The organism is Neisseria sp. KEM232 (assembly GCF_002237445.1).
In the GTDB taxonomy this organism is placed as follows: Bacteria; Pseudomonadota; Gammaproteobacteria; order Burkholderiales; family Neisseriaceae; genus Neisseria.
In genome coordinates this window covers 2,048,578-2,069,319 of sequence record NZ_CP022527.1, presented here as the reverse complement: position 1 = coordinate 2,069,319, position 20,742 = coordinate 2,048,578, and the positions used below count along the sequence as shown (strand labels likewise).

The window sequence follows — 20,742 nt, the reverse complement described above, 5'->3', positions numbered from 1 at the left end:
CGGGACAAGTAAGCGGCCATCTGAAAAAGACGGCCGCCGTTGTCGTTTACAAAAACAAAAACGGATGAAAAGTCAAGATTAAATAACAAACAAAAACAACATACTAGAACTATTTTTAAAATACGCTGTTGACGCCGCAATATATCATCTCACGTTTTGGCTGCGCCGAAGCCTATTTGCGTTTCAGAATGTAGCGGCGCACGGCGGCGTTGTGTTCGTCGAGGGTGTGGCTGAACTGGCTTTTGCCGCTGTTGTCCATTTTGGAAACGAAGTAGAGGTATTTTTCCGCCGAGGGGTGGGCGGCGGCTTCGAGGGCGGCTTTGCCGGGCAGGGCGATGGGGGTGGGGGTGAGGCCGGATCGGGTGTAGGTGTTGTAGGGGGTGTCGCGCTGCAAATCGGCTTTGCGGATGCGGCCGGCGTAGGCGTCGCCCATGCCGTAGATAACGGCGGGGTCGGTTTGCAGGCGCATGCCGCTGTTGAGGCGGTTGACGAAGACGGCGGCGACGTGGCGGCGGTCGTCGGGGTGGGCGGTTTCCTTTTCGATGATGCTGGCCATGGTGAGCAGCTCGTAGGGGGTTTTGTAGGGCAGGCCGCTTTGGCGCTCGTCCCAGGCGGCGGCGAGGTTGTTCTGCATGGTGCGGTAGGCCAGGCGGTAGATTTGCAGGTCGCTGCCGCCGGCGTCGGTTTCGTAGCTGTCGGGGGCGAACAGGCCTTCGGCGTGCGCGGCGGGGGCTTCGGGGTCGATTTCTTTGAGCAGGCGCTCGTCGCTCCAGCCTGCGGTGTCGTGTTGCAGATCGGCGGTGTTGTCGATGATTTTGCGCATTTGTGCGAAACGTGTGCCTTCGATGATGCGTATGGTGACGGTGTCGGTGTCGCCGCGTTTGAGTTTTTGCAGAATCTGCCAGGCGGAGGCGGTTTGCGGCAGTTTGTAGCTGCCGCCGCGCAGTTTGTTGTGGGTGCCGGTGAGGTAGGCGGCGGCGGTGAGGACGTGGCGGCTGTAGATAACGCCGTCGGCTTCGAGGCGGCTGCCGACGGCGGAGATGCCTTGCCCGCTGCCGATTTTGAGGCGGTAGGGTTCGGGGCGGGTTTTCGGCGCGAACAGCAGGGCGGCAAAGGCGGCGGCTGCCGATATGAGGGCGGCGAAAACCGTATAAAACACTTTTTTCATAACGGGATAGGCGCAAAACAAAGGGCGGCAGTATAAAGGCAACGGCTGCGGCGGGCAATTTCAGACGGCCTGTTTGCTTCGTCGGCGCGGCGCGGGTAAAGTGCGGCTTTTGACATTTTGTGCGGCGAAGGAGCGGCAATGGACAGACAAAACGGCAATGCGCGCGATGATGTGATCGATGTCGAACCTGTGCGCGTGGAAACGCGGCAGGACGGCGTGCCCGATGCGGCTGAGGAGCGGCGGCGCAACTATATGTATGTGATTTACGGCCTGTATGCGGCGGCGGTGTTCACCGGCGGCGGTGTTCACCGGCGGCATGGCGGCGCTGATCGGCGTTATCATCGCCTATGTCAAAGGCGACGATATGGCGGGCACGTTTTATGCCGACCATATCCGTTTTCTGATCCGCACGTTTTGGGGCACGCTGCTGGGCTTTGCCGTCGGCGGCGTGCTGTCCGTTATTCTTATCGGCATACCGATACTCTGGCTGGTTTCGTTGTGGTATCTCTTCCGCGTTGTCGTCGGCATTGTGCGCCTGCTCGACAACCGCCCGGTTACGCCCGACGGCTGGCTGATGTGAGGCCGTCTGAAAACCAATCTTCCCCGTGCAGGCCGTCAGATGCTTTTTCAGACGGCCTGCACGAACATTGGAGCAAAACGATGAACGAATGGAACCAAGGCCGCTGGCAGGGCGCGCGGCAGGCATTTTCGCCCAACTGCGAGCCGCGCCCCGCAGGAGAGCGCGTCACGCTGGCGGTGATACACAATATTTCGCTGCCGCCTTTCGAATACGGCACGGGCGTGGTGGAAAAGCTGTTTGCCAACCAAATTGACGAAGCGGAACACCCGTTTTTCAGCGTGATTAAAGACTTGCGCGTGTCCAGCCATTTCTTTATCGCGCGCACGGGCGAGACAGTGCAGTTTGTTTCCTGCGACGACACGGCCTATCACGCGGGCGTGTCGTCGTTTCGCGGGCGGGAAAAATGCAACCTGTTTTCCGTCGGCATCGAAATGGAAGGCTGCGACTTCGAGCCGTTTGCCGACGCGCAATACCAAAGCCTGCGCCGCCTGCTGGCCGCCCTTTGCGCGCAGTATCCGATTGAAGCCGTTACCGGCCATGAGCACATCGCCCCCGGCCGCAAAAGCGACCCCGGCCGTTTTTTCGATTGGGACGCCGTTGCCGCATGGGGCTTTCAGACGGCCGTCTGAAACCGGGCGGCGGCCAAAAGTGATGAAGATTGCGGTTTTCCGTTATAATCGCCGCCGTTTGATTCACAACCCGCAGACAAACATATGGACGGAAAAATCTGGATTGCGGCGGCATTCGGCCTGCTGATTATCCTGGGCGTGATCGCCTACAACATGTATCAGGAAAACCAATACCGCCGCCGTATGCGCGAGCAGTTCGGCAGTTCCGACAAAGACGCCCTGATGGAAAGCCACACCAATTCGGTGCGCGACGGCAAAACGCACGGCGCGGCCGCCATCCGGCAGGAGGAGCAGGGCAGACAGGGCAGGCCGCTGGTGGTCGTGCGCGAAGCCGACGTTTCCCAAATCGAAACGCCCGCCGCCGAAGCGCCGCAGCCGTCCGAAAAACCCGCCGTGCCGCAGCCCGAGCCGAATGCCGCCGACCTGTTCGACGAAGCACAGAGGCCGTCTGAAAACGCCGATGCCGTGGCGGAAAACGAAGAAGATGGAGAAGGAGAAAGCGAAGAAGAGCGCCGCCCGCTCTCCTTTGCCGAAAAACTCGAACGCGAACGCCGCCTCGCCCGCGAAAAAGCCGCCAAAGTCATGGCGCAGATTCTCTCCGACCGCAAACCCGAAGCCGAAGAAAACGAGCCCGTCCTGCAAGAAGAGGGCACGGCCGAAAACGCCTACGCCTTCGCCACTGTCGGTAGCCCCGAACACGCGCAGGAAAAAGCCGCCCGCAAAGGCCGCCTGCTGATGGACTTGGACGACATGGTCAAACAGGAATTGCCCTGGTTCGAGCCCCGCTTCGACTACATGGCCTACATCGCCCTGCGCGAGCCGCAGGAATTCCGCACCCTGCCGCGCTTCTCCGGCCGCCACCGCTTCCGCATCGCCGGCTGCACCATGGACGGCCTGTGGCAGGAAGTCGAACCCGTGCCCAACGTTTACTACCAGGGCTTTATCGTCGCCATGCAGGCCATCTCGCGCAAGGGGCTGGCCACCACGCAGGAGTTGGAAGATTTCGGCCGGCAGGTGGACGAATTTGCCGGCAAACTCGATGCGGGCATGAAACTGATGGACATCCCCGCTTTCCTCGAAACCGCCCGCCCGCTCGACGAATTGTGCGAGCGCGTCGACCAAACCATCGCCATGCACCTGATTTCGCGTACTTCCGTCAGCGGCAGTGAACTGCGTGCCGCCGTGGAACGCGCAGGCTTCGCCCTCGGCCACGACGGCGCCTTCCATCTCGACGGCGGCGACGGCCGCACGCTGTTCAGCATTGTCACCATGGACGGCAGCGCCTTCACCGCCGCCCTTTTGGCCTCACAACCCTATAAAGGCTTCAGCATCCTGTTCGACATCCCCAACGTGCCCGCAGGCAGCAAAAACTTCGACCGCTTCATGGATCTGACCGTGCGTTTTTCCAGCGAACTGGGCTTGGATTTGGTGAACGACAAACTGGAAGAGCTGTCGATGGAATGGCTCAAAGACGTCGGCCGCTACGTTGCCGCGCGTCAGGACGAAATGCTGAAAGTCGGCATCGAACCCGGCGGCGAGTTGGCGCAGCGTCTGTTTTCGTAAACGCCGCCGCAGGCCGTCTGAACGCAAAAGGCCGTCTGAAAAGTTTTCAGACGGCCTTTGAGCAGCCCGTAAAAAAACGCCTTTCCCCAATCATTGCGAATCCGCGCTTTCAGACGGCCGTCTGAAACCCCCATACCATCACGCCATGAACGACACCGCACAAAAAATCCGTGAATTAACCGACCTTATCAACCGCTACGGCTACGAATACTACACGCTCGACGCGCCCAGCGTGCCCGATGCCGAATACGACCGCCTGTTTCGCGAACTGGAAGCCCTCGAAGCGGCGCATCCCGAGTTGAAACTGCCCGACAGCCCCACCCAGCGCGTCGGCAGCGCGCCTTTATCGGGCTTTGACGAAGTGCGCCACGAAGTCCCCATGCTTTCGCTTACCAACGCCTTTTCGCCGCAAGACGCACAAGGCGCGTTCGACCATGCCGAAATGCTGGCGTTTGACGAGCGCGTGCGCGGCGGCTTGGGTGGCGCCAATCCGCAATATGTCATCGAACCCAAGTTCGACGGCCTCGCCATCAGCCTGCTCTACCGCGACGGCGTATTGGTGCAGGCGGCCACGCGCGGCGACGGTGCAACGGGCGAAGACGTTACGCAAAACGTGAAAACCGTCTCCAACATCCCGCTGCGGCTGCACGGAGAAAACACGCCCGCGCTGATCGAAATACGCGGCGAAGTGTTAATGCTCAAAGCCGATTTCGCCGCATTCAACTGCCGTCAGGAAGAAGCCGGCCAAAAACCCTTTGCCAACCCGCGCAACGCGGCGGCGGGCAGCCTGCGCCAGCTCGATTCGCGCATTACCGCGCAGCGCAAACTGCATTTTTTCCCATACAGCATCGCGCGGCAGGAAGGCGGTTTTGCCGCCGAATCCCATATTCAGGAACTGGAATACTGCGGCACACTCGGTTTCAGCCTGCCCGAGGGCAATTACGGCTGTTTCGGCAATATCGCCGAAGTTTTGGCATTTTACGAACAAATGCAGCAAAAACGCCCCGCCCTGCCCTATGAAATCGACGGCATGGTCGTCAAGGTAAACAGTTTGGCGCAGCAGCGCGAACTCGGTTTCATCTCGCGCGCGCCGCGCTGGGCGATTGCGCACAAATTCCCCGCCGAAGAAGCCCTCACCACCGTGGAAGCCATCGACGTGCAGATCGGCCGCACCGGCGCGGTAACGCCCGTTGCCCGTTTGCAGCCCGTGTTTGTCGGCGGCGTTACCGTAACCAACGCCACGCTGCACAACCAAGACGAAGTGTCGCGCAAAGACGTGCGCGTGGGCGACACCGTGGTGGTGCGCCGCGCGGGCGACGTGATTCCCGAAGTGGTGCGCGTGATTTTCGAGCGGCGGCCGGTGCAGACCGCGCCGTCTGCTGCCGCTTCAGAGTGCGAAGCCTCCCGACGGCCATTTCAGACGGCCATTTCAGACGGCCATTTCAGACGGCCATTTCAGACGGCCATTTCAGACGGCCATTTCAGACGGCCATTTCAGACGGCCATTTCAGACGGCCATTTCAGACGGCCATTTCAGACGGCCATTTCAGACGGCCTTTTTTATCTACCCACACGGGTTTCTGCAAAGCCCAAAACCCGCGTGAGTGCCTGCATTCTGCAACCTAAGTAATCGGCGCAGTATAAATCGGTCAGGCATCATTGATAGTTTAAAAATGAATGTGTAAAATTATCAAACTTTAAACCCATTTAACAAAAGGAAATAGATTGTGAAATTTTTACCCATGTCTCTTGCCGCTTTAATGCTTTCGGCCTGTGCCGCAACCGGAACGCAATTTGACAGCTTCAAACAGCCTTCCGAAGGCCAGGCAATGCTCTATGTCTACCGGCCGAAAGCGTTTGTAGGTGGTGGTACACATTTTAAAGTTGCAGCAAACGATACAATTATCGGTCGCCTGCGCAACGGGGGCTACGTGGAAAAAGAACTGCCGCCCGGAGAGTATGATGTTTGGGCGCAAACGGAAGCAAAACGCAGCACCTTGGTTGAGCTAAAACCAAATGAAACGCGCTGCGTACGTGCAAGTATAGATATGGGCGTATGGGTCGGACGCCCGCATTTCGAAACTGTTTCGCTCAACGAATGTAAGAAAGGCATTCAGGGTTTAAAACAAAGTTTCTAGGGTGTATCGATTGTCAACACCCTAACAGGCGAAGCGTAGAGTGTAAGGCTTTGCCGCTTACGCGGTTTCAAAATTCCCAAAGGCCGTCTGAAAACCTTGAATTCACAGGGTTTTCAGACGGCCTTTTTCTGATTCCAAACGTTCTTGCTCAAATTTTTCGCATACAAATAATCCGTGTCGTGAATGCCGTCGGTGGCGGTTGTCGGCGGCAAACGCTGTACGGGTTATAGATAGGGATGTTGCCCAAACGATGCACGTGTTCCATGTGATATCCGCCATCCGCCCGAAGGCCATCTAAAACCTTGCATGCACAAGTTTTCAGACGGCCTCAGCCGTCCTGCTTGTCCAGCCATTCGTCGCGCGTTTGTTTGGCGGCGGCGAAGTAGCGGTAGAGGCCGTCGGCGTCGCCGTTTTGCAGCATGGTTTCCAAACGTTCGAGCTGGGCGCGCTGGGCGGCGGCGAGCTGTTGCAGGAAGCCGCGGTTGGCGAGGGCGATGTCGCGCCAGACGGCGGGGTGGCTGGATGCGATGCGGGTGAAGTCGCGGAAACCGCTGGCGGCGAAGTCGAGGAAGGTTTGCGCGTCGGGATGTTCGCGGATCTGGCCGACGTAGGCGAAGGCGAGCAGGTGGGGCAGGTGGGAAACGGCGGCGAAAACGGCATCGTGTTCCGCCGCGTCCATGCGGTGCACCTGTGCGCCGACGGCCTTCCATAGGGCGGCGATGCGTCCGGCGGCGGCGGGCTGCTGGCCTTCGTGCGGGCAGATAACGAGTTTTTTGTTGCGGTAGAGGCCGAATTGCGCGGCCAGTGCGCCGTGGCGGTCGGAACCGGCGATGGGGTGGGCGGCGACGCAGCGCGGCAAGTGCTGCGGCAGGTGTTCGGCAAAGGCGGCGAGGGCGGACTGTTTGGTGCTGCCGACGTCGCTGACGATGGCGTCGGCACGCAGCAGGGGGGCGGCGGCGCTGCAAACGGCGGCGAGGGCGGCAACGGGGGTGGCGATGAGCACCAGTTCCGCTTTGCCGACGTTGGCGGCGGAAATGTCGCAGGAGGCGCTGTCGATTACCCGCCGCTCCAGGGCGCGTTCGAGGTTGGCGGCATCGGTGTCGACGCCCGCAACGTGGCGCACCAGGCCGAGCCGTTTCAAATCGAGGGCGAACGAGCCGCCGATCAGGCCGACGCCGATCAGGGTGAGCTGGCGGATGGGTTCGATGGCGGACATGGTGCGGCCTCTGTCGGATGGTTTGAGGCCGTCTGAAAGCGGGCAAAGCGGTGTTGGCTGCGCCGAAGCTGCGCTTTCAGACGGCCTTTTCGGTTTTACTTCAAGGCGCGGATGCCGACGGCGTCGCGTACTTTGTCTAAAAGCTCGCGCGCTTCGCGGCGGGCTTTTTGTGCGCCGGCCTGTAAGATTTCTTCGATTTGCGCGGGGCGGGCGGTCAGCTTGTTGTAGCGTTCGCGCTTGTCGGCGAGCTCGGCGTTGATTTTGGCGGCGAGGAGTTTCTTCGCTTCGCCCCAGGCGAGGCCGTCGGAGAGCATTTGGGTGAACTCGGCGGTTTGCGCGGGCGTGGCGAAGGCTTTGTATATTTCAAACAGCGGGCTTTCGTCGGGCTGTTTGGGCTCGCCGGGTTCTTTCAGGTTGGTGATGATTTTGTTTACCGATTTTTGCAGCTTTTTCTCGGTTTCAAACAGGGGGATGGTGTTGCCGTAGCTTTTGCTCATTTTGCGCCCGTCGAGGCCGACCAGCAGCTCGACCTGTTCGTCGATTTTCACTTCGGGCAGGGTGAAGAGTTCGCTGAAGCGGTGGTTGAAGCGCCCGGCGATGTCGCGCGCCATTTCGACGTGTTGGATTTGGTCGCGGCCGACGGGCACTTCCTCTGCGTTAAACATGAGAATGTCGGCGGTCATCAGAATCGGGTAGCTGTACAAGCCCATTTCTACGCCGTGGTCGGGGTCTTCCTGATTATTTTCAGTGTTGGCCTGCACGGCGGCTTTGTAGGCGTGGGCGCGGTTCATCAGGCCTTTGGCGGTGATGCAGGTGAGTATCCAGTTGAGCTCCATCACTTCGGGGATGTCGCTTTGGCGGTAGAAGGTGGTGCGCTCGGGGTCGAGGCCGCAGGCGAGCCAGGTGGCGGCTACGGCTTGGGTGGACTCATGAATGCGCTCGGGCTCGTGGCATTTGATGATGCCGTGGTAGTCGGCAAGGAAGAGGAAGGATTCGGTGTCGGGATTTTGCGCGGCGCGGATGGCGGGGCGGATGGCGCCGACGTAGTTGCCGAGGTGGGGAATGCCGGTGGTGGTTACGCCGGTGAGAACGCGTTTTTTAGTCATGGTGCGGGTGCTTTCTGGTGTTTTCAGACGGCCTTTTTGTCGCTTGAGGCCGTCTGAAAGCGGTTGCGGACAAGGGAAGGCGGCGATTTTAGCAGAGTTTGGCGGCGCATCGTTCGGCGGCGGCGCGATGCTGTATAATCCGCCGCTTTCAGGCCTTTCAGACGGCCTCCGTCACTCAAAACAACGGCACACACAACCGGAAACAGCAATAAAGGCGGCAGCATGGCAAGAGCAAACCAAACACAAATGTTCCCCGACGAATGGCGCGCCAGCACTTCGCTGGCGGGCGTGTACGCGCTGCGTATGCTGGGGATGTTTCTCGTGCTGCCCGTGCTGTCGCTGTATGCGGCGGGTCTGCCCGGCGCGGAAGGCAACGCCGCGCTGGCGGGCTTTGCAGCGGGGATGTACGGGCTGACGCAGGCCTTGATGCAGCTGCCGCTGGGCATCGCTTCCGACCGCTTCGGCCGCAAGAAAACGATTTATTTCGGCCTGATTCTGTTTGCCGCCGGCAGCTTCACCGCCGCCGCCGCCGACACTTGGGCAATGCTGGTGCTGGGACGTGCCTTGCAGGGTGCGGGCGCGGTGAGCGCGGCGGTAACGGCGCTGCTGGCCGACCTGACGCGCGAGGAAGTGCGCACACGTTCGATGGCGATGATTGGTTTGAGCATCGGCATCACCTTTTCCGCCAGCCTGGTTTTGTCGCCGATGCTGACGGGCGTTATCGGCGTGAAAGGGCTGTTTCTGCTCACGGGCGTGCTGACGCTGGCGAGCATTCTGGTGGTGGCGTTTTGGACGCCCGATCCGCAGGTTTCCAAGCTGCACGAAGACGCGCAGGCGCAGCCCTCGCGTTTGCGCGAAGTGTTTGCCGACCGCCGCCTGATGAGCCTCAATTTCGGTATTTTCGCCCTGCACTGCGGCATGATGGCGCTGTTTGCCAGCCTGCCCTTTGTGATGGAAGGACTGGGGCTGGACAAAACCGGCCATTGGAAAGTCTATTTCCCCGCCACGCTGCTCGGCCTGATTCTGATGATACCCGCCATCATCGTCGGCGAGACCAGAGGCCGTCTGAAACAGGTGTTCGTTATCGGCATCGTGCTCACCGCCGCCGCCGTGGCCGCGCTGATGCTGTCGCTGCATTCGCTGTGGCTGATCGGCGCCTGTCTGATTGTCTATTTCGTCGGCTTCAATATTCTCGAAGCAAGCCAGCCGTCGATGGTGTCGAAAATCGCTCCCGCCGATTTGAAGGGCACGGCGATGGGCGTGTACAACACCCTGCAATCGGTCGGCCTGATGAGCGGCTTCTGGCTCGGCGGCTGGCTGTTCCAGCACCACGGCATGTATGCCGTGCTATCGTTTGTGGTGGTGCTGACGCTGGTGTGGCTGGCATCGGCCGCCGCCAGCCCCGCGCCCAAGCCCGTGAAAACCGTCGCCCTGCGCGTCGGCAGTGTTTGGACGGGCAGGCAGCAGCAGCTGTCCGCCGCACTCGGCACACTTGCGGGCGTCGAGCAAATCAGTTTCAGCAGCGACGGCGAAACCGTGTACATCAAAGCCATGCAGAAAGGCTTTGACGAGGCGGCCGCCAAAGTCATTATTTCAGGAGAGTAAAACCATGTCTTTAAACAAAGTAATCCTCATCGGCCGCCTCGGCCGCGACCCCGAAGTGCGCTATATGCCCAACGGCGAGCCCGTCTGCAACTTTTCGATGGCCACCAGCGAAACGTGGAACGACCGCCAGAGCGGCCAGCGCCAGGAGCGCACCGAGTGGCACAACATCACCATGTACCGCCGCCTGGCCGAAATCGCCGGACAGTATCTGAAAAAAGGCAGCCAGATTTACATCGAAGGCCGCATCCAGAGCCGCAAATACCAAGACCGCGACGGCATCGAGCGCACGTCCTACGACATCATCGCCAACGAAATGAAAATGCTCGACAGCCGCCAAAGCGGCGGCGGCGCGCCCTATCAGGAAGGCGGCTACCAACAGAGCGCGCCGCAGCAGCCCTACCAGCAGGCCGCGCCGCAACAGCAGTATTCCGAACCGCCCGCCGCCCCTGCCCGCCGCCCCGCCCCCGCGCCTGCCGCGCCGGTGGAAGACATCGACGACGATATTCCGTTCTGACAAACCGCGTTTTCAGACGGCCTCCGAATGCGTGCAGGCCGTCTGAAAACAGAGATTGCCAAAACACCCGTTTTTGGTACAATGCCGCCGCATCGAACACCGCAAGCCGCCGTTTTACCGCGCGGCTTGCCTTTTTGTATTTTTGGGCGGCGCTCTGCCGTCCCGTTTTTTAGGAACTGCCGAATGAAAAAAATCCCTCTGACCGTGCGCGGCGCGGAGCTGCTGAAAAACGAGCTGCAACAGCTCAAAAGCGTGGCGCGTCCCGAAGTCATCGCCGCCATCGCCGAAGCGCGTTCGCACGGCGATTTGTCGGAAAACGCCGAATATGAAGCCGCCAAAGAGCGCCAGGGCTTTATCGAAGGCCGCATCGCCGAAATCGAACACAAACTCTCGCACGCCCACGTCATCAACCCCGCCGAAATCCATGCCGAAGGCAAAGTCGTCTTCGGCGCGACCCTCGATTTGGAAGACCTCGACAGCGGCGACCATGTCCGCTACCAAATCGTCGGCGAAGACGAAGCCGACATCAAAGCGGGCAAAATCTCCGTCGGCTCCCCCATCGCCCGCGCCCTGATCGGCAAGGAAGAGGGCGACGTGGCCGAAGTGCAGGCACCCGGCGGCGTGCGCGAGTACGAAATCGTGGCGGTGGAATACGTCTGAAAAAGCGTCCTGCCTAAAAGGTAGTCAAGGCAGCCGATAACCGTTACAATCCGCACCGTTTTTCTAATAAACAAAACCATCCGAAAGTGGAGTATAAAAAATGACAGCTAAAGCCCAAATGTTGCAAGACCCCTTTTTGAACGCCCTGCGTAAAGAGCATGTGCCCGTTTCCATCTATCTGGTAAACGGCATCAAGCTGCAAGGCCAAGTCGAATCCTTCGACCAATACGTTGTGCTGCTGCGCAATACCTCGGTGACCCAAATGGTGTACAAACACGCCATTTCCACCATTGTTCCCGCCCGCGCCGTCAGCCTGCAACACGAGAACAAAGCCGCCGAGAGCGAGCAGCCTGCCGCCGAATAAGCCGCGCAGAGAAGAGGCCGTCTGAAAACTTTTCAGACGGCCTCTTGCTATATAATCGCCCGCTTTCCCCGCGTTGTCGAACGATTGCCATGCAAATCATCCAATACCCCGATTCCCCCTTCAAACTCCACCAACCCTTCCCGCCCGCCGGCGACCAGCCCACCGCCATTGCCGGCTTGCTCGAAGGGCTTTCAGACGGCCTAGCCTATCAAACCCTGCTTGGCGTAACCGGTTCGGGCAAAACCTACACCATGGCGAACGTCATCGCGCAAAGCGGCCGCCCCGCCATCATCATGGCGCACAACAAGACCCTAGCCGCCCAGCTCTACGCCGAAATGCGCGAGTTTTTCCCCGAAAACGCGGTGGAATATTTCGTCTCCTACTACGACTATTACCAGCCCGAAGCCTATGTGCCCAGTCGCGACCTGTTCATCGAAAAAGACAGCGCGATCAACGAACACATCGAGCAGATGCGCCTTTCCGCCACCAAAAACCTGATGACGCGCGACGACGTGATTATCGTCGCCACCGTGTCCGCCATTTACGGTATCGGCGACCCGACCGAGTATCAACAAATGGTGTTGTCCGTCAAAGAAGGCGACACCATCGAGCAGCGCGACATCATCGCCACGCTCGTTTCCATGCAGTACGAACGCGGCGATTTGGACTTCAAACGCGGCAGCTTCCGCGTGCGCGGCGACGTGATTGACGTGTACCCCGCCGAAAGCTCCGAAAACGCCTTGCGCATCAGCCTGTTCGACGACGAAATCGACCGCCTCGATATGTTCGACCCGCTTTCAGGCAGCCTTATCCAGCGCGTCGGCCGCTACACCGTCTTCCCGTCCAGCCACTACGTTACCCCGCGCGACACCGTATTGCGCGCCTGCGAGTCCATCAAAGAAGAATTGCGCGAACGCATCGAGTTTTTCGCCCGCGAACAACGCCCCGTAGAACAACAACGCATCGAACAGCGCACCCGTTTCGACCTCGAAATGCTCTACGAAATGGGCTTCTGCAAAGGCATCGAAAACTACTCCCGCCACTTCTCCGGCAAAAAAGAAGGCGAACCGCCGCCCACGCTGATGGACTACCTGCCCGACAACGCCATCATGTTCATCGACGAAAGCCACGTTACCGTTACCCAAATCGGCGGCATGTACAAAGGCGACGCATCGCGCAAGCAAAACCTCGTCGATTATGGTTTCAGGTTGCCTTCCGCCCGCGACAACCGCCCGCTCAAATTCCACGAATTTGAAAAAGTCATGCCTCAAACCGTCTTCGTTTCCGCCACCCCCGCCAAATACGAAGAAGAACACGCCGGACAAGTGGTCGAACAAGTCGTCCGCCCCACAGGACTGGTCGACCCCCAAATCATCATCCGCCCCGTCGCCACCCAAGTCGACGACTTAATGAGCGAAATCAACGACCGCATCCAAAAAGGCGAACGCGTGCTCGTTACCACCCTCACCAAACGCATGGCAGAGCAACTCACCGACTATTACAGCGAACTCGGCATCAAGGTGCGCTACCTGCACAGCGACATCGACACCGTAGAGCGCGTTGAAATCATTAGAGATTTGCGGCTCGGACTGTTTGACGTACTCGTCGGCATCAACCTCTTGCGCGAAGGCCTCGACATCCCCGAAGTCTCCCTCGTCGCCATCCTCGACGCCGACAAAGAAGGCTTCCTGCGCTCCCACCGCAGCCTGATTCAAACCATAGGCCGCGCCGCGCGCAACGTGAACGGCGTCGCCATCCTGTACGCCGACAAAATCACCGACTCCATGAAAGCCGCCATCGACGAAACCGAACGCCGCCGCGAAAAACAGATGAAATTCAACAAAGAACACGGCATCGTGCCGCAGCAGATTAAAAAACAGGTTAAAGACATCATCGACGGCGTGTACCACGAAGAAGACGGCGGCAAAGGTCGTCTGAAAGGCAAAAACAAGGTTAAAGTCGGCGAGATTCACAACGAAGAAGACGCGATTAAAGAAATCGCCAAACTGGAAAAGGCTATGCAGCAGGCGGCTAGGGATTTGCAGTTTGAAGAGGCGGCTGTTTTGAGGGATAGGATTCGGGGGATTAAGGAGAATTTGTTGTTTGGGGCTGAGTAATATTTCAAATTTAGGTGATCAAAATGGATAAAATCTTAGAGATAATTATTAAATACCTTGAAGAAGGAAACTATAAAACAGCAGTAATAATCATATTGTTCCTAATAGTATTATCTTTTGTATTTAAGCTCAAAGATTTTTTAGAATACTGGTCTAATAAACAAAATTTTCGCCGAAAACTTTTAGAGGAAATTATTAATAAAATACAAAAGCCAGAAATAAAAAAATTCTTAGAAGATGAATTAATTAGAGAATATTTTGTTCGTGTATTTAAATTTAATGCAGAAGTTGTTTTTATAGAAAAATTAATTGATTTCCATAAGTTTTTAAATGGAGAGTTTACTTTTAACCAAATTATAAAAAGTTATAGATATATCAAACTTAAAGATGGAAAACTATCCATTAATATTTCAATTATTGATTGGTTAATGGATGCATTTATATACTATATATTTTCTTTTTTATTGTTTATGCTTTGTGTGTTTATGCTAATTTTGTTCATTTTTGCACCTTGGCAACATAGTTTGCGTGGATTTTTATTACTTCTTACGGCAATAATTATTTTAATATTTAGTGCATTCATACGGGTTCAGGCGATTCCATGCGAAAATGCAAAAAAGTTACGGCTTAAATTAAAACAATTTAATAATCAACAACTTGATTACCATATCTAATAAATATATCTAATAAAAACAAGCAAGCGTAGCCCAAAATGTCGGATTCGAGAATCCGACCTACGCCAAACTACGCCAAACTGCCCGCTTGTCTGCAACAGGGCGATGATGAGCAAGCCGTAGCCTGCATCCCCGCCAACCGCGTGTGTGGTTCACCACACCCCCCCACCTATGGGCAGCGCAAACTTTAAAACCGACGTAGGGTGTGTGCGGTACGCACGCACGCGTTCTTTGCCGTTCAAACCATTGTTTCGAACTTTCAGATGGCCTCAAAAGTCGTCTGAAAATCTCTAGCATAAAGGTCGTCTGAAAACCAATTTTGAGTTTTCAGACGACCTTTTGCTGATTTTGGGCTGTCTATACGGTTGTTTAAGAGCTGATTTCCTCCAGCGTCCTGCCTTTCGTTTCTTCGCCTAAAGCCAAAATTACCAATACAATCAGCATCATCACGCCGGCGAACATCATGAATATATTGCCGAATCCGCCGCTGCCGCCGACCATTTGGGCGACTACCATAGGCGCGAGGATGCCGCCGATACGTCCGATTGCGCCAGCCCAGCCGGAGGCGAAGGCACGGAAGCGGAGAGGGTAGAGTTCGGGCGTGTAGGTGTATAAAACGCCCCATGCGCCGAGGTTGAAGAACGACATCAGGCTGCCCCATGCCATGACTTCGGCGGCGCTGCTGCTTTGCCCGAAAAACCACGCGCAGACGGCGCAGGCGGCGAGAAAACCTGCCAAAGTCGCTTTGCGCCCAATTTTTTCCACCAATGCCGCCGCCGCGATGTAGCCGGGCAGTTGCGCGACTATCATCACCAGCACATATTCAAAGGTTTTAACCACCGTATTGCCTTGTTCGACCAAGAGTTTCGGCAGCCAAGTAAAAATGCCGTAATAGGAAAAGACGATGCCGAACCAGACCAGCCACAGCATCAGCGTGCGCCGTGCGAAAGGCTGTTGCCATAGTTGTATGAAACGGATGCGTTGTTTTTCTTGTTGCGGCGGTGCTACGGCTGTTGCGGCGGGCGCAATCCCCGCTTCCTCTTCCAAGCGGCTGACCAGCCGGTGCGCTTCGTCCGTTTTGCCTTGCGAGAGCAGGTATGGGACGGATTCGGGGATGAATTTCAACACCAGTGGGATATACAAAATCGGTAGCGCACCGATTAAAAACGCGCTGTGCCAGCCGAATTTTGGGATAAAGAAATAGGAAGCGAGTGCTGCGGCAAGCCAGCCCAGCCCCCAAAAACTTTCCAGCAACACGATAAACCGACCGCGTACTTTCGGAGGGGCGTATTCGCTGACCAATGACACCGCGACGGGAAGCTGTCCGCCCAGTCCTACGCCGACAAAGAAGCGGCAGATAAGCAGTGTTGCAATGTCGGGGGCGAAGGCGCATAGGCCCGTCGCCGTGCTGTACACCGCCATGGTCGCGGCAAATACGGTTTTCCTTCCGAAGCGGTCTGCCAGCCAGCCGCTCGATACTGCCCCCAGTGCCATGCCGATAAAGGCGATGCTGACTATCCAACCCAGTTGCGCCGGCTGCAAACCCCATTCTTTGCCCAATGCGGGCAATATAAACGACACGATGCCGGTATCCATTGCGTCAAACAGCCAACCGATGCCGACCAATACCAGTAATTTGTAGTGGAACCTGCCCGGCGGCAATGCTTGCAGGCGGGAAAGAATGTCCATCTTGATTCTCCTTTGGGGTTTTGAGAAAGCATATATAGCAGATTCGCTTGATTTTTGATACGGTACCTGCCAGCGGCCGTCATTCCCGCGCAGGCGGAAAACCGTCGGAAACTTTGAACAACAGATGTCTGCAAAACGGTTGCCGAAATTCAAAAGTGGATTCCCGCCTGCGCGGGAATGACGGCATGGATGCTTTTGATTTGGACTTACAGTAGAGTTTTTGCGAAATTGGGTGTTAGCGGAAAGCAGACCCGGTGCTTGAGCGTGTACTGAAAAATGGTTTGAGGTTGTCTGAAAACGATTGGACAAAATCCAATATGTCCGTTTTCAGACGACCTCTTTTCAATCTTCTTTGTTTTCTTCTTTTGCCCAATGCTTCCTTACCCGCGCTTTGCCGTCTGCGTCCAAACGGCGGTAAAGATTGATGACTTCGTCGGCGGAGGCGGTGTTTTCCGGCTGCGCCGCGCCGAACAGGGAGCGCACATAATCATCCGCCGGATGGTTTTGAATATCCTGCGGCGTATCGACTTGAACCAGCGTGTAGCAACTGTATTTTTGCCCGACGGGGTGAAAAATACAGTTGCTACGGTTGTTGCTACCTGTACTGTCTGCGGCTTGCTGCCTTGTATCTTTCCTATTTTGTTTCACTATACAATCGCGCTTTTTTACAAACGGACTGGCGCCATGTCGCAACAGACAGACGCTTCCCTCAATACCTTGATTTCCGCCAGCGGCACAATCGCGGGCATGGGTTTGGCGCTGGTGGGTATTCTTGCTGCCAAGCAGTCGCTCAAGCCCAGCGAGATGATTTCCGACGATTTGTTTTTGTTTTCCTCCATCGGCTTTCTGCTTGTGGTGGTGGTCGGCTACACCGTGCAGAAAAACAGCGGCCGCCCGTATGTCGCGCGTTTGGGTGACGCTGGCGGAGTGGATTTTTTCACTGTCGCTGCTGACGGTGGTTGCGGCGGCGTTTATTCCGCTTTATGCCGAGGTGTGAAAACTTGTCCGAGCCGCGCGCGGCCGTGTGTTGATGCGGCGTTTGGACATGGAAAAAGCAGCCTTGTCGGGCTGCTTTTTTGTTTTCGGAAACGTCATTGCCGCGTTTATGCCCCGAAGGGGTATAGGCGGGAACGGCCTCAATCATAGTCTGAGGCCGTCTGAAAACCTGCGGCGGGTTTCAGACGGCCTTTGTGTGTCCGCGCGGTGTTCCGTAAAACCAAAAACCGCGTGAGTTGCTGTGCAACACACCCTACCGCAGGCTAATAATCGACACGGATTTTCGGCGTTTCCCGCGCATCGTTATGGGTGGCGGGATCGAAGCCCAGCGGATACAGGTTGAGTTTTTCCATCAGCAGGCGGTCGCCGTCTTCATCGGGATTTTCGGTGGTTAAAAGTTTGTCGCCGTAGAAAATCGAATTGGCGCCCGCCAGAAAACACATGGCCTGCATGGCTTCGGGCATATTGCTGCGTCCGGCCGACAGGCGCACGTAGCTTTGCGGCATGGTGATGCGGGCAACAGCGATGGTGCGCACGAATTCCGTCCAATCCAAATCTTCGGCGTCGAAAAGCGGCGTGCCTTCGACTTTGACGAGTTGGTTAATCGGCACACTTTCGGGCTGCGGGTCGAGGTTGGCGAGGCTGGCGATGAGGCCGGCGCGTTCGGCACGGGTTTCGTTCATGCCGACGATGCCGCCGCAGCAGACTTTCAAACCGGCATTGCGTACTTTGCCCAGCGTGTCCATGCGGTCTTCATGTTTGCGGGTGTGGATGATGTCGTTGTAGCGGTCGGGGTCGGTGTCGAGATTGTGGTTGTAGTAGTCCAGCCCCGCGTTTTTGAAATCTTCGGCCATACCCTCTTCAAGCATGCCGAATGTGCCGCAGGTTTCCATGCCCAGGGCTTTGACGGCGCGGATGATTTCGGACACGGCGGCCACGTCTTTGGGCTTGGGTCCGCGCCAGGCCGCGCCCATGCAGAAACGGCTGGCGCCGCGCGATTTGGCGATGCGGGCTTTGGCGACGATTTCGTCCACGTCCATCATCTGCTCTTTGCCGAGGTTGGTGTTGTGGTGTGCCGACTGCGGGCAGTAGGCGCAGTCTTCGGGGCAGCCGCCGGTTTTGATGGACATTAAGGTGGAAAGCTGGATTTCGCGCGGGTTGAAATGCTGGCGGTGGATTTCGGCGGCTTGGAAGACGAGTTCGAGAAAGGGTTGGGAAAACAGGGCTTCGACATCGCATTTTTTCCAATAACGCGCAGTCGGATGCGGCTTGGGCTCGCTTTTGCGGCGCAAGGCTACGGGGGAGAGGGTCATATTGTGTTCTTTCGTATGTCGGCAGCGGCGTAATGACGCTGACCCGCCTGCCGCAGTCGCAATGACGTCGGCGGCTTGTTGCGGATAAAAAAAGGCCGTCTGAAAAGGGCTTTCGGACGGGGCGCAGTTTAGCGGTTTCGCAGACGGCGGGCAACGGACAGAGGCCGTCTGAAAACAGGGTTTCGGAAACGTTATTCCCGCGCAGGCGGGAACGGCCTCTTTCGGCTTGTTTGACTATAAGGCTCAGGAAAGCAGCATTTCCTGCATCAGCTTCATGCCCCACTGCCAGCCCTGCATGGGGGTGTTCAGACGGCCTGTCTGCGGCGCGGTGAGGAGGGTGGCGCGCCAGAGGGCTGCCTGTTGCGCCGCCCATTCGGGCGGGCATTCGGGATCGTCGCGGCCGATAACGAGGGCGGCGCGGCAGGGGCAGCGGGCGCGTTGCAGGCTGTGTTCGGCGTCGTCGGGGAAGGCGCTTTGCAGCGGCGCGGCGAGGATGATGTTGCGCAGGCGGCGGTGGGCGGCGAGGTCGGCGCGGTAGAGCCAGGCGAGAAAGGCGGAAACGCCCGCGCCGTGGGCGACAACGGCGGCGTTGCGGCCGCGTATGCCTTCCCAGGCCGTCTGAACGCGGCGCTGCCATTCCTGCGGGCTTTGGCTGCGGCCTGCGGCGGCGGTGCGCACGGTAGGGTAGCCGAGCGCCCAGCGGTCTATCCACATTTCGCTTTCGGCTTCGTCGCGTATCAGCAGCAGGGTGAGGTCTTCGAGGTCGTGGCTGTGCATGGCGGAAAAAGGGAGGCCGTCGGAATGGGTTTCAGACGGCCTTTTTCTGTGTTCGGTTCGGAATCAGCGGTCGATTTTTTTCGACAGGATTTTCAGGGCGGGATAGCTCATTTTGATGTCGTAGTCGCGGCCGTCTTTGGTGGCTTCGATGTCGAGGGCGGGTTTGCCGCGGTAGACGTCGGGTTCGATGTCGTGGACTTGGTAGCCTTGGCGTTCGAGGATTTTTTCGGCTTTATCAAGGTTGGCGTCGAAGTTGGGGTCGTCGTAGATTTGCGCTTCGATACGGTCTTCGCGATCCATGCCGCGGTAGTCGTGGCGGTCGCGGGCGGTGGCGGTGGCGGTGGCGGCCATCAGGGTAACGGCGGCGGCGAGGATGAGTTTTTTCATGTTGTTTCCTTTGTGGTGAATGTAAAGCGGCGCGATTTAAGCACGGTTTGGCGGTGCGGTTTGTTAAGAAAGGGTAAACAGCAAAGGCCGTCTGAAAACCGGTTTTGCCTTTTCAGACGGACTTTGCCGTTGGCGGCGGGTGGTTAGCGGCACAGTTTGAGGTTGTGGGCGGCGGCTTCGGCTTCGCGTTGGTAGTCTTGTTCGTAGATGTAGCCGGGATCGAACTCGGGGTCGAGCCAGGTTTTTATGGTAGCGAGGGCGCGGCGGCAGGCGGCTTTGTCGCCGGCGTTTTTGTGGCTGACGGCCAGGTCGTTGGCTGCGTGCATGCGATCGGTGAAGCTGATGAATTTGCCGCAGCTTGCGATGTACTGCTGCTTGATTTGGGCGGCCTGGCGGTATTGTTTGGCGCGGTAGGCCGTCTGAAAACGTTTTTCCGCGGCCTTTTCGCCCTGTTCGGTGCAGGCGGCGGGGAGGACGGCGTAGGCGCTGTCGAAGCGGGCGTTCATGCCGCAATATTCGCTGCACTCTTCCCGTGCGGATTCGGGCACTTCGAGTTCGACCAGGTTTTTGCCGGAGAAATGGAAACGGACGACGCAGCCTTTGCCGTCGCGGTATTGGTTGTTTTTGATGGTGCCGTCGAGGTCGCAGATGTTGCCGCGCTGGCTGGCGGTGTTGAGGGAAAAACGCTTGCCCGTGATGCTGATGCCGCCGGACTCGGTGGGGCTGTCGTAGAGGGCGTAGTCTTGGGCGGTTGCCGCGGCGGCAAGGGCGCAGACGAGGGTGGCGAAGAGGGTTTTTTTCATGGCAGACTCCTTATATATAAACAACGGGCCGACGGAAGTTTCAGACGGCCTTTATGGTCTGTTGACAATCAGCCTTGCGGCGGTGTTTTTGGTAAAAAATACTCGCCTGCCGCGTCAAAAATGCTCGCAAGGTGTCCAACCTTGCTGTGCTTTTTTCCTTGCATTCGGGCATTTTTTACTCAAAAAACCGTCTTGCAAGCTGATTGTCAACAGCCCCTACAGCTTCACCCCCATCCACTGCGCCAGCGTGAAATAAACCAGCATGGCGGCGGGCAGGGTGAGGATGGCGAATCCGGCCAGTGCGGACACCATCCAGCTCCATTTTTCAAAGCCGCGCCAGTTGAAGCAGCGGGCGGCGTTGAAGAGGCAGGGCAGGGCGAGCAGCAGCCAGGCGATTGCCCAGCCCCAATTCGGGCGGAACACGGGAATTAGGCCGGCGAAGG

22 protein-coding genes and 2 pseudogenes are annotated in these 20,742 nt (G+C 57.6%); 13 read left to right on the top strand and 11 right to left on the bottom strand.

Annotated features, from left to right (window positions below; genetic code table 11):
- Window positions 1-172: 172 nt before the first annotated feature.
- Both mltG and CGZ77_RS12525 read right to left on the bottom strand, forming a co-directional pair.
- Window positions 173-1,168 (bottom strand): endolytic transglycosylase MltG, encoded by a 996-nt coding sequence (mltG, locus tag CGZ77_RS10290; RefSeq protein ID WP_009427460.1) that lies wholly within the window; start codon window positions 1,166-1,168, stop codon window positions 173-175.
- 60 nt (window positions 1,169-1,228) lie between these two features.
- A complete protein-coding gene (locus CGZ77_RS12525; RefSeq protein WP_232504836.1) occupies window positions 1,229-1,486 on the bottom strand; it encodes a hypothetical protein in 258 nt (85 codons plus the stop codon).
- On the opposite strand from CGZ77_RS12525, the gene CGZ77_RS12520 reads away from it, so the two are divergent.
- The 5 genes and pseudogenes from CGZ77_RS12520 (at window position 1,485) to CGZ77_RS10265 (ending at window position 6,078) form a co-directional block, all read left to right on the top strand.
- Window positions 1,485-1,748, top strand: coding sequence for a hypothetical protein (locus tag CGZ77_RS12520; protein WP_232504835.1), 264 nt, complete (start codon window positions 1,485-1,487; stop codon window positions 1,746-1,748). The two genes, CGZ77_RS12525 and CGZ77_RS12520, sit on opposite strands and share 2 nt — an antisense overlap.
- Before the next feature lie 80 nt (window positions 1,749-1,828).
- Entirely contained in the window at window positions 1,829-2,377 is a 549-nt protein-coding gene (gene ampD / locus CGZ77_RS10280) for a 1,6-anhydro-N-acetylmuramyl-L-alanine amidase AmpD (RefSeq protein WP_009427458.1), read from the top strand.
- A gap of 84 nt (window positions 2,378-2,461) precedes the next feature.
- Window positions 2,462-3,940, top strand: a complete 1,479-nt coding sequence (locus tag CGZ77_RS12515; RefSeq protein WP_009427457.1) for a cell division protein ZipA C-terminal FtsZ-binding domain-containing protein — start codon at window positions 2,462-2,464, stop codon at window positions 3,938-3,940.
- Between the two features lie 145 nt (window positions 3,941-4,085).
- A pseudogene (gene ligA, locus CGZ77_RS10270) lies at window positions 4,086-5,375 on the top strand (NAD-dependent DNA ligase LigA); the annotation flags it as partial.
- 292 nt (window positions 5,376-5,667) lie between these two features.
- Complete coding sequence (locus CGZ77_RS10265; protein ID WP_157058124.1) at window positions 5,668-6,078, top strand: DUF2846 domain-containing protein; 411 nt, start codon at window positions 5,668-5,670, stop codon at window positions 6,076-6,078.
- Between the two features lie 328 nt (window positions 6,079-6,406).
- On the opposite strand, the gene CGZ77_RS10260 is transcribed toward CGZ77_RS10265, so the two are convergent.
- Window positions 6,407-7,294, bottom strand: a complete 888-nt coding sequence (locus CGZ77_RS10260) for a prephenate dehydrogenase (RefSeq protein ID WP_009426106.1) — start codon at window positions 7,292-7,294, stop codon at window positions 6,407-6,409.
- 95 nt (window positions 7,295-7,389) lie between these two features.
- A complete protein-coding gene (gene trpS, locus CGZ77_RS10255) occupies window positions 7,390-8,400 on the bottom strand; it encodes a tryptophan--tRNA ligase (RefSeq protein WP_036496089.1) in 1,011 nt (336 codons plus the stop codon).
- A gap of 222 nt (window positions 8,401-8,622) precedes the next feature.
- On the opposite strand from trpS, the gene CGZ77_RS10250 reads away from it, so the two are divergent.
- The 7 genes from CGZ77_RS10250 (at window position 8,623) to CGZ77_RS12155 (ending at window position 14,525) form a co-directional block, all read left to right on the top strand.
- Window positions 8,623-10,005 (top strand): MFS transporter, encoded by a 1,383-nt coding sequence (locus CGZ77_RS10250; RefSeq protein ID WP_036496092.1) that lies wholly within the window; start codon window positions 8,623-8,625, stop codon window positions 10,003-10,005.
- Window positions 10,006-10,009: 4 nt separating this feature from the next.
- Window positions 10,010-10,519: a single-stranded DNA-binding protein gene (locus CGZ77_RS10245; protein WP_009426111.1), complete on the top strand. Its 510-nt coding sequence runs from the start codon at window positions 10,010-10,012 to the stop codon at window positions 10,517-10,519.
- A 183-nt stretch (window positions 10,520-10,702) separates the two neighbouring features.
- Window positions 10,703-11,179: a transcription elongation factor GreA gene (gene greA / locus CGZ77_RS10240; protein WP_009426112.1), complete on the top strand. Its 477-nt coding sequence runs from the start codon at window positions 10,703-10,705 to the stop codon at window positions 11,177-11,179.
- Window positions 11,180-11,279: 100 nt separating this feature from the next.
- Window positions 11,280-11,543, top strand: coding sequence for an RNA chaperone Hfq (hfq, locus tag CGZ77_RS10235; RefSeq protein ID WP_009426117.1), 264 nt, complete (start codon window positions 11,280-11,282; stop codon window positions 11,541-11,543).
- 89 nt (window positions 11,544-11,632) lie between these two features.
- Window positions 11,633-13,660, top strand: coding sequence for an excinuclease ABC subunit UvrB (gene uvrB, locus CGZ77_RS10230; protein WP_094031167.1), 2,028 nt, complete (start codon window positions 11,633-11,635; stop codon window positions 13,658-13,660).
- 23 nt (window positions 13,661-13,683) lie between these two features.
- Window positions 13,684-14,334: a hypothetical protein gene (locus tag CGZ77_RS10225; RefSeq protein ID WP_009751798.1), complete on the top strand. Its 651-nt coding sequence runs from the start codon at window positions 13,684-13,686 to the stop codon at window positions 14,332-14,334.
- Window positions 14,335-14,372: 38 nt separating this feature from the next.
- Window positions 14,373-14,525, top strand: coding sequence for a hypothetical protein (locus CGZ77_RS12155; protein WP_009751799.1), 153 nt, complete (start codon window positions 14,373-14,375; stop codon window positions 14,523-14,525).
- Window positions 14,526-14,703: 178 nt separating this feature from the next.
- Here CGZ77_RS12155 and CGZ77_RS10220 read toward each other — a convergent pair whose 3' ends face one another.
- Window positions 14,704-16,023: an MFS transporter gene (locus CGZ77_RS10220; RefSeq protein WP_094031166.1), complete on the bottom strand. Its 1,320-nt coding sequence runs from the start codon at window positions 16,021-16,023 to the stop codon at window positions 14,704-14,706.
- Between the two features lie 342 nt (window positions 16,024-16,365).
- Window positions 16,366-16,560 (bottom strand): annotated as a pseudogene (locus CGZ77_RS10215) (ABC transporter ATP-binding protein); the annotation flags it as partial.
- Between CGZ77_RS10215 and CGZ77_RS12510 the strand changes: the two are divergent.
- On the top strand, window positions 16,522-17,169 hold the full coding sequence (locus tag CGZ77_RS12510) for a hypothetical protein (protein ID WP_232504834.1): 648 nt from the start codon (window positions 16,522-16,524) through the stop codon (window positions 17,167-17,169). The pseudogene CGZ77_RS10215 and the gene CGZ77_RS12510 overlap by 39 nt on opposite strands.
- Window positions 17,170-17,282: 113 nt before the next feature.
- Here the strand turns inward: CGZ77_RS12510 and bioB are convergent, their stop codons facing one another.
- The 5 genes from bioB to CGZ77_RS10180 all read right to left on the bottom strand — a co-directional run bounded on the left by bioB (window position 17,283) and on the right by CGZ77_RS10180 (window position 20,722).
- Window positions 17,283-18,332, bottom strand: a complete 1,050-nt coding sequence (gene bioB, locus CGZ77_RS10205) for a biotin synthase BioB (RefSeq protein ID WP_036496096.1) — start codon at window positions 18,330-18,332, stop codon at window positions 17,283-17,285.
- Between the two features lie 243 nt (window positions 18,333-18,575).
- Window positions 18,576-19,109, bottom strand: a complete 534-nt coding sequence (locus CGZ77_RS10200; protein WP_094031165.1) for an alpha/beta hydrolase — start codon at window positions 19,107-19,109, stop codon at window positions 18,576-18,578.
- Window positions 19,110-19,172: 63 nt separating this feature from the next.
- Window positions 19,173-19,496: a PepSY domain-containing protein gene (locus tag CGZ77_RS10195; RefSeq protein WP_094031164.1), complete on the bottom strand. Its 324-nt coding sequence runs from the start codon at window positions 19,494-19,496 to the stop codon at window positions 19,173-19,175.
- A gap of 143 nt (window positions 19,497-19,639) precedes the next feature.
- Window positions 19,640-20,299, bottom strand: a complete 660-nt coding sequence (locus CGZ77_RS10190) for a hypothetical protein (protein WP_094031163.1) — start codon at window positions 20,297-20,299, stop codon at window positions 19,640-19,642.
- Window positions 20,300-20,515: 216 nt separating this feature from the next.
- On the bottom strand, window positions 20,516-20,722 hold the full coding sequence (locus CGZ77_RS10180; RefSeq protein ID WP_009751809.1) for a hypothetical protein: 207 nt from the start codon (window positions 20,720-20,722) through the stop codon (window positions 20,516-20,518).
- Between the last annotated feature and the right edge of the window lie 20 nt (window positions 20,723-20,742).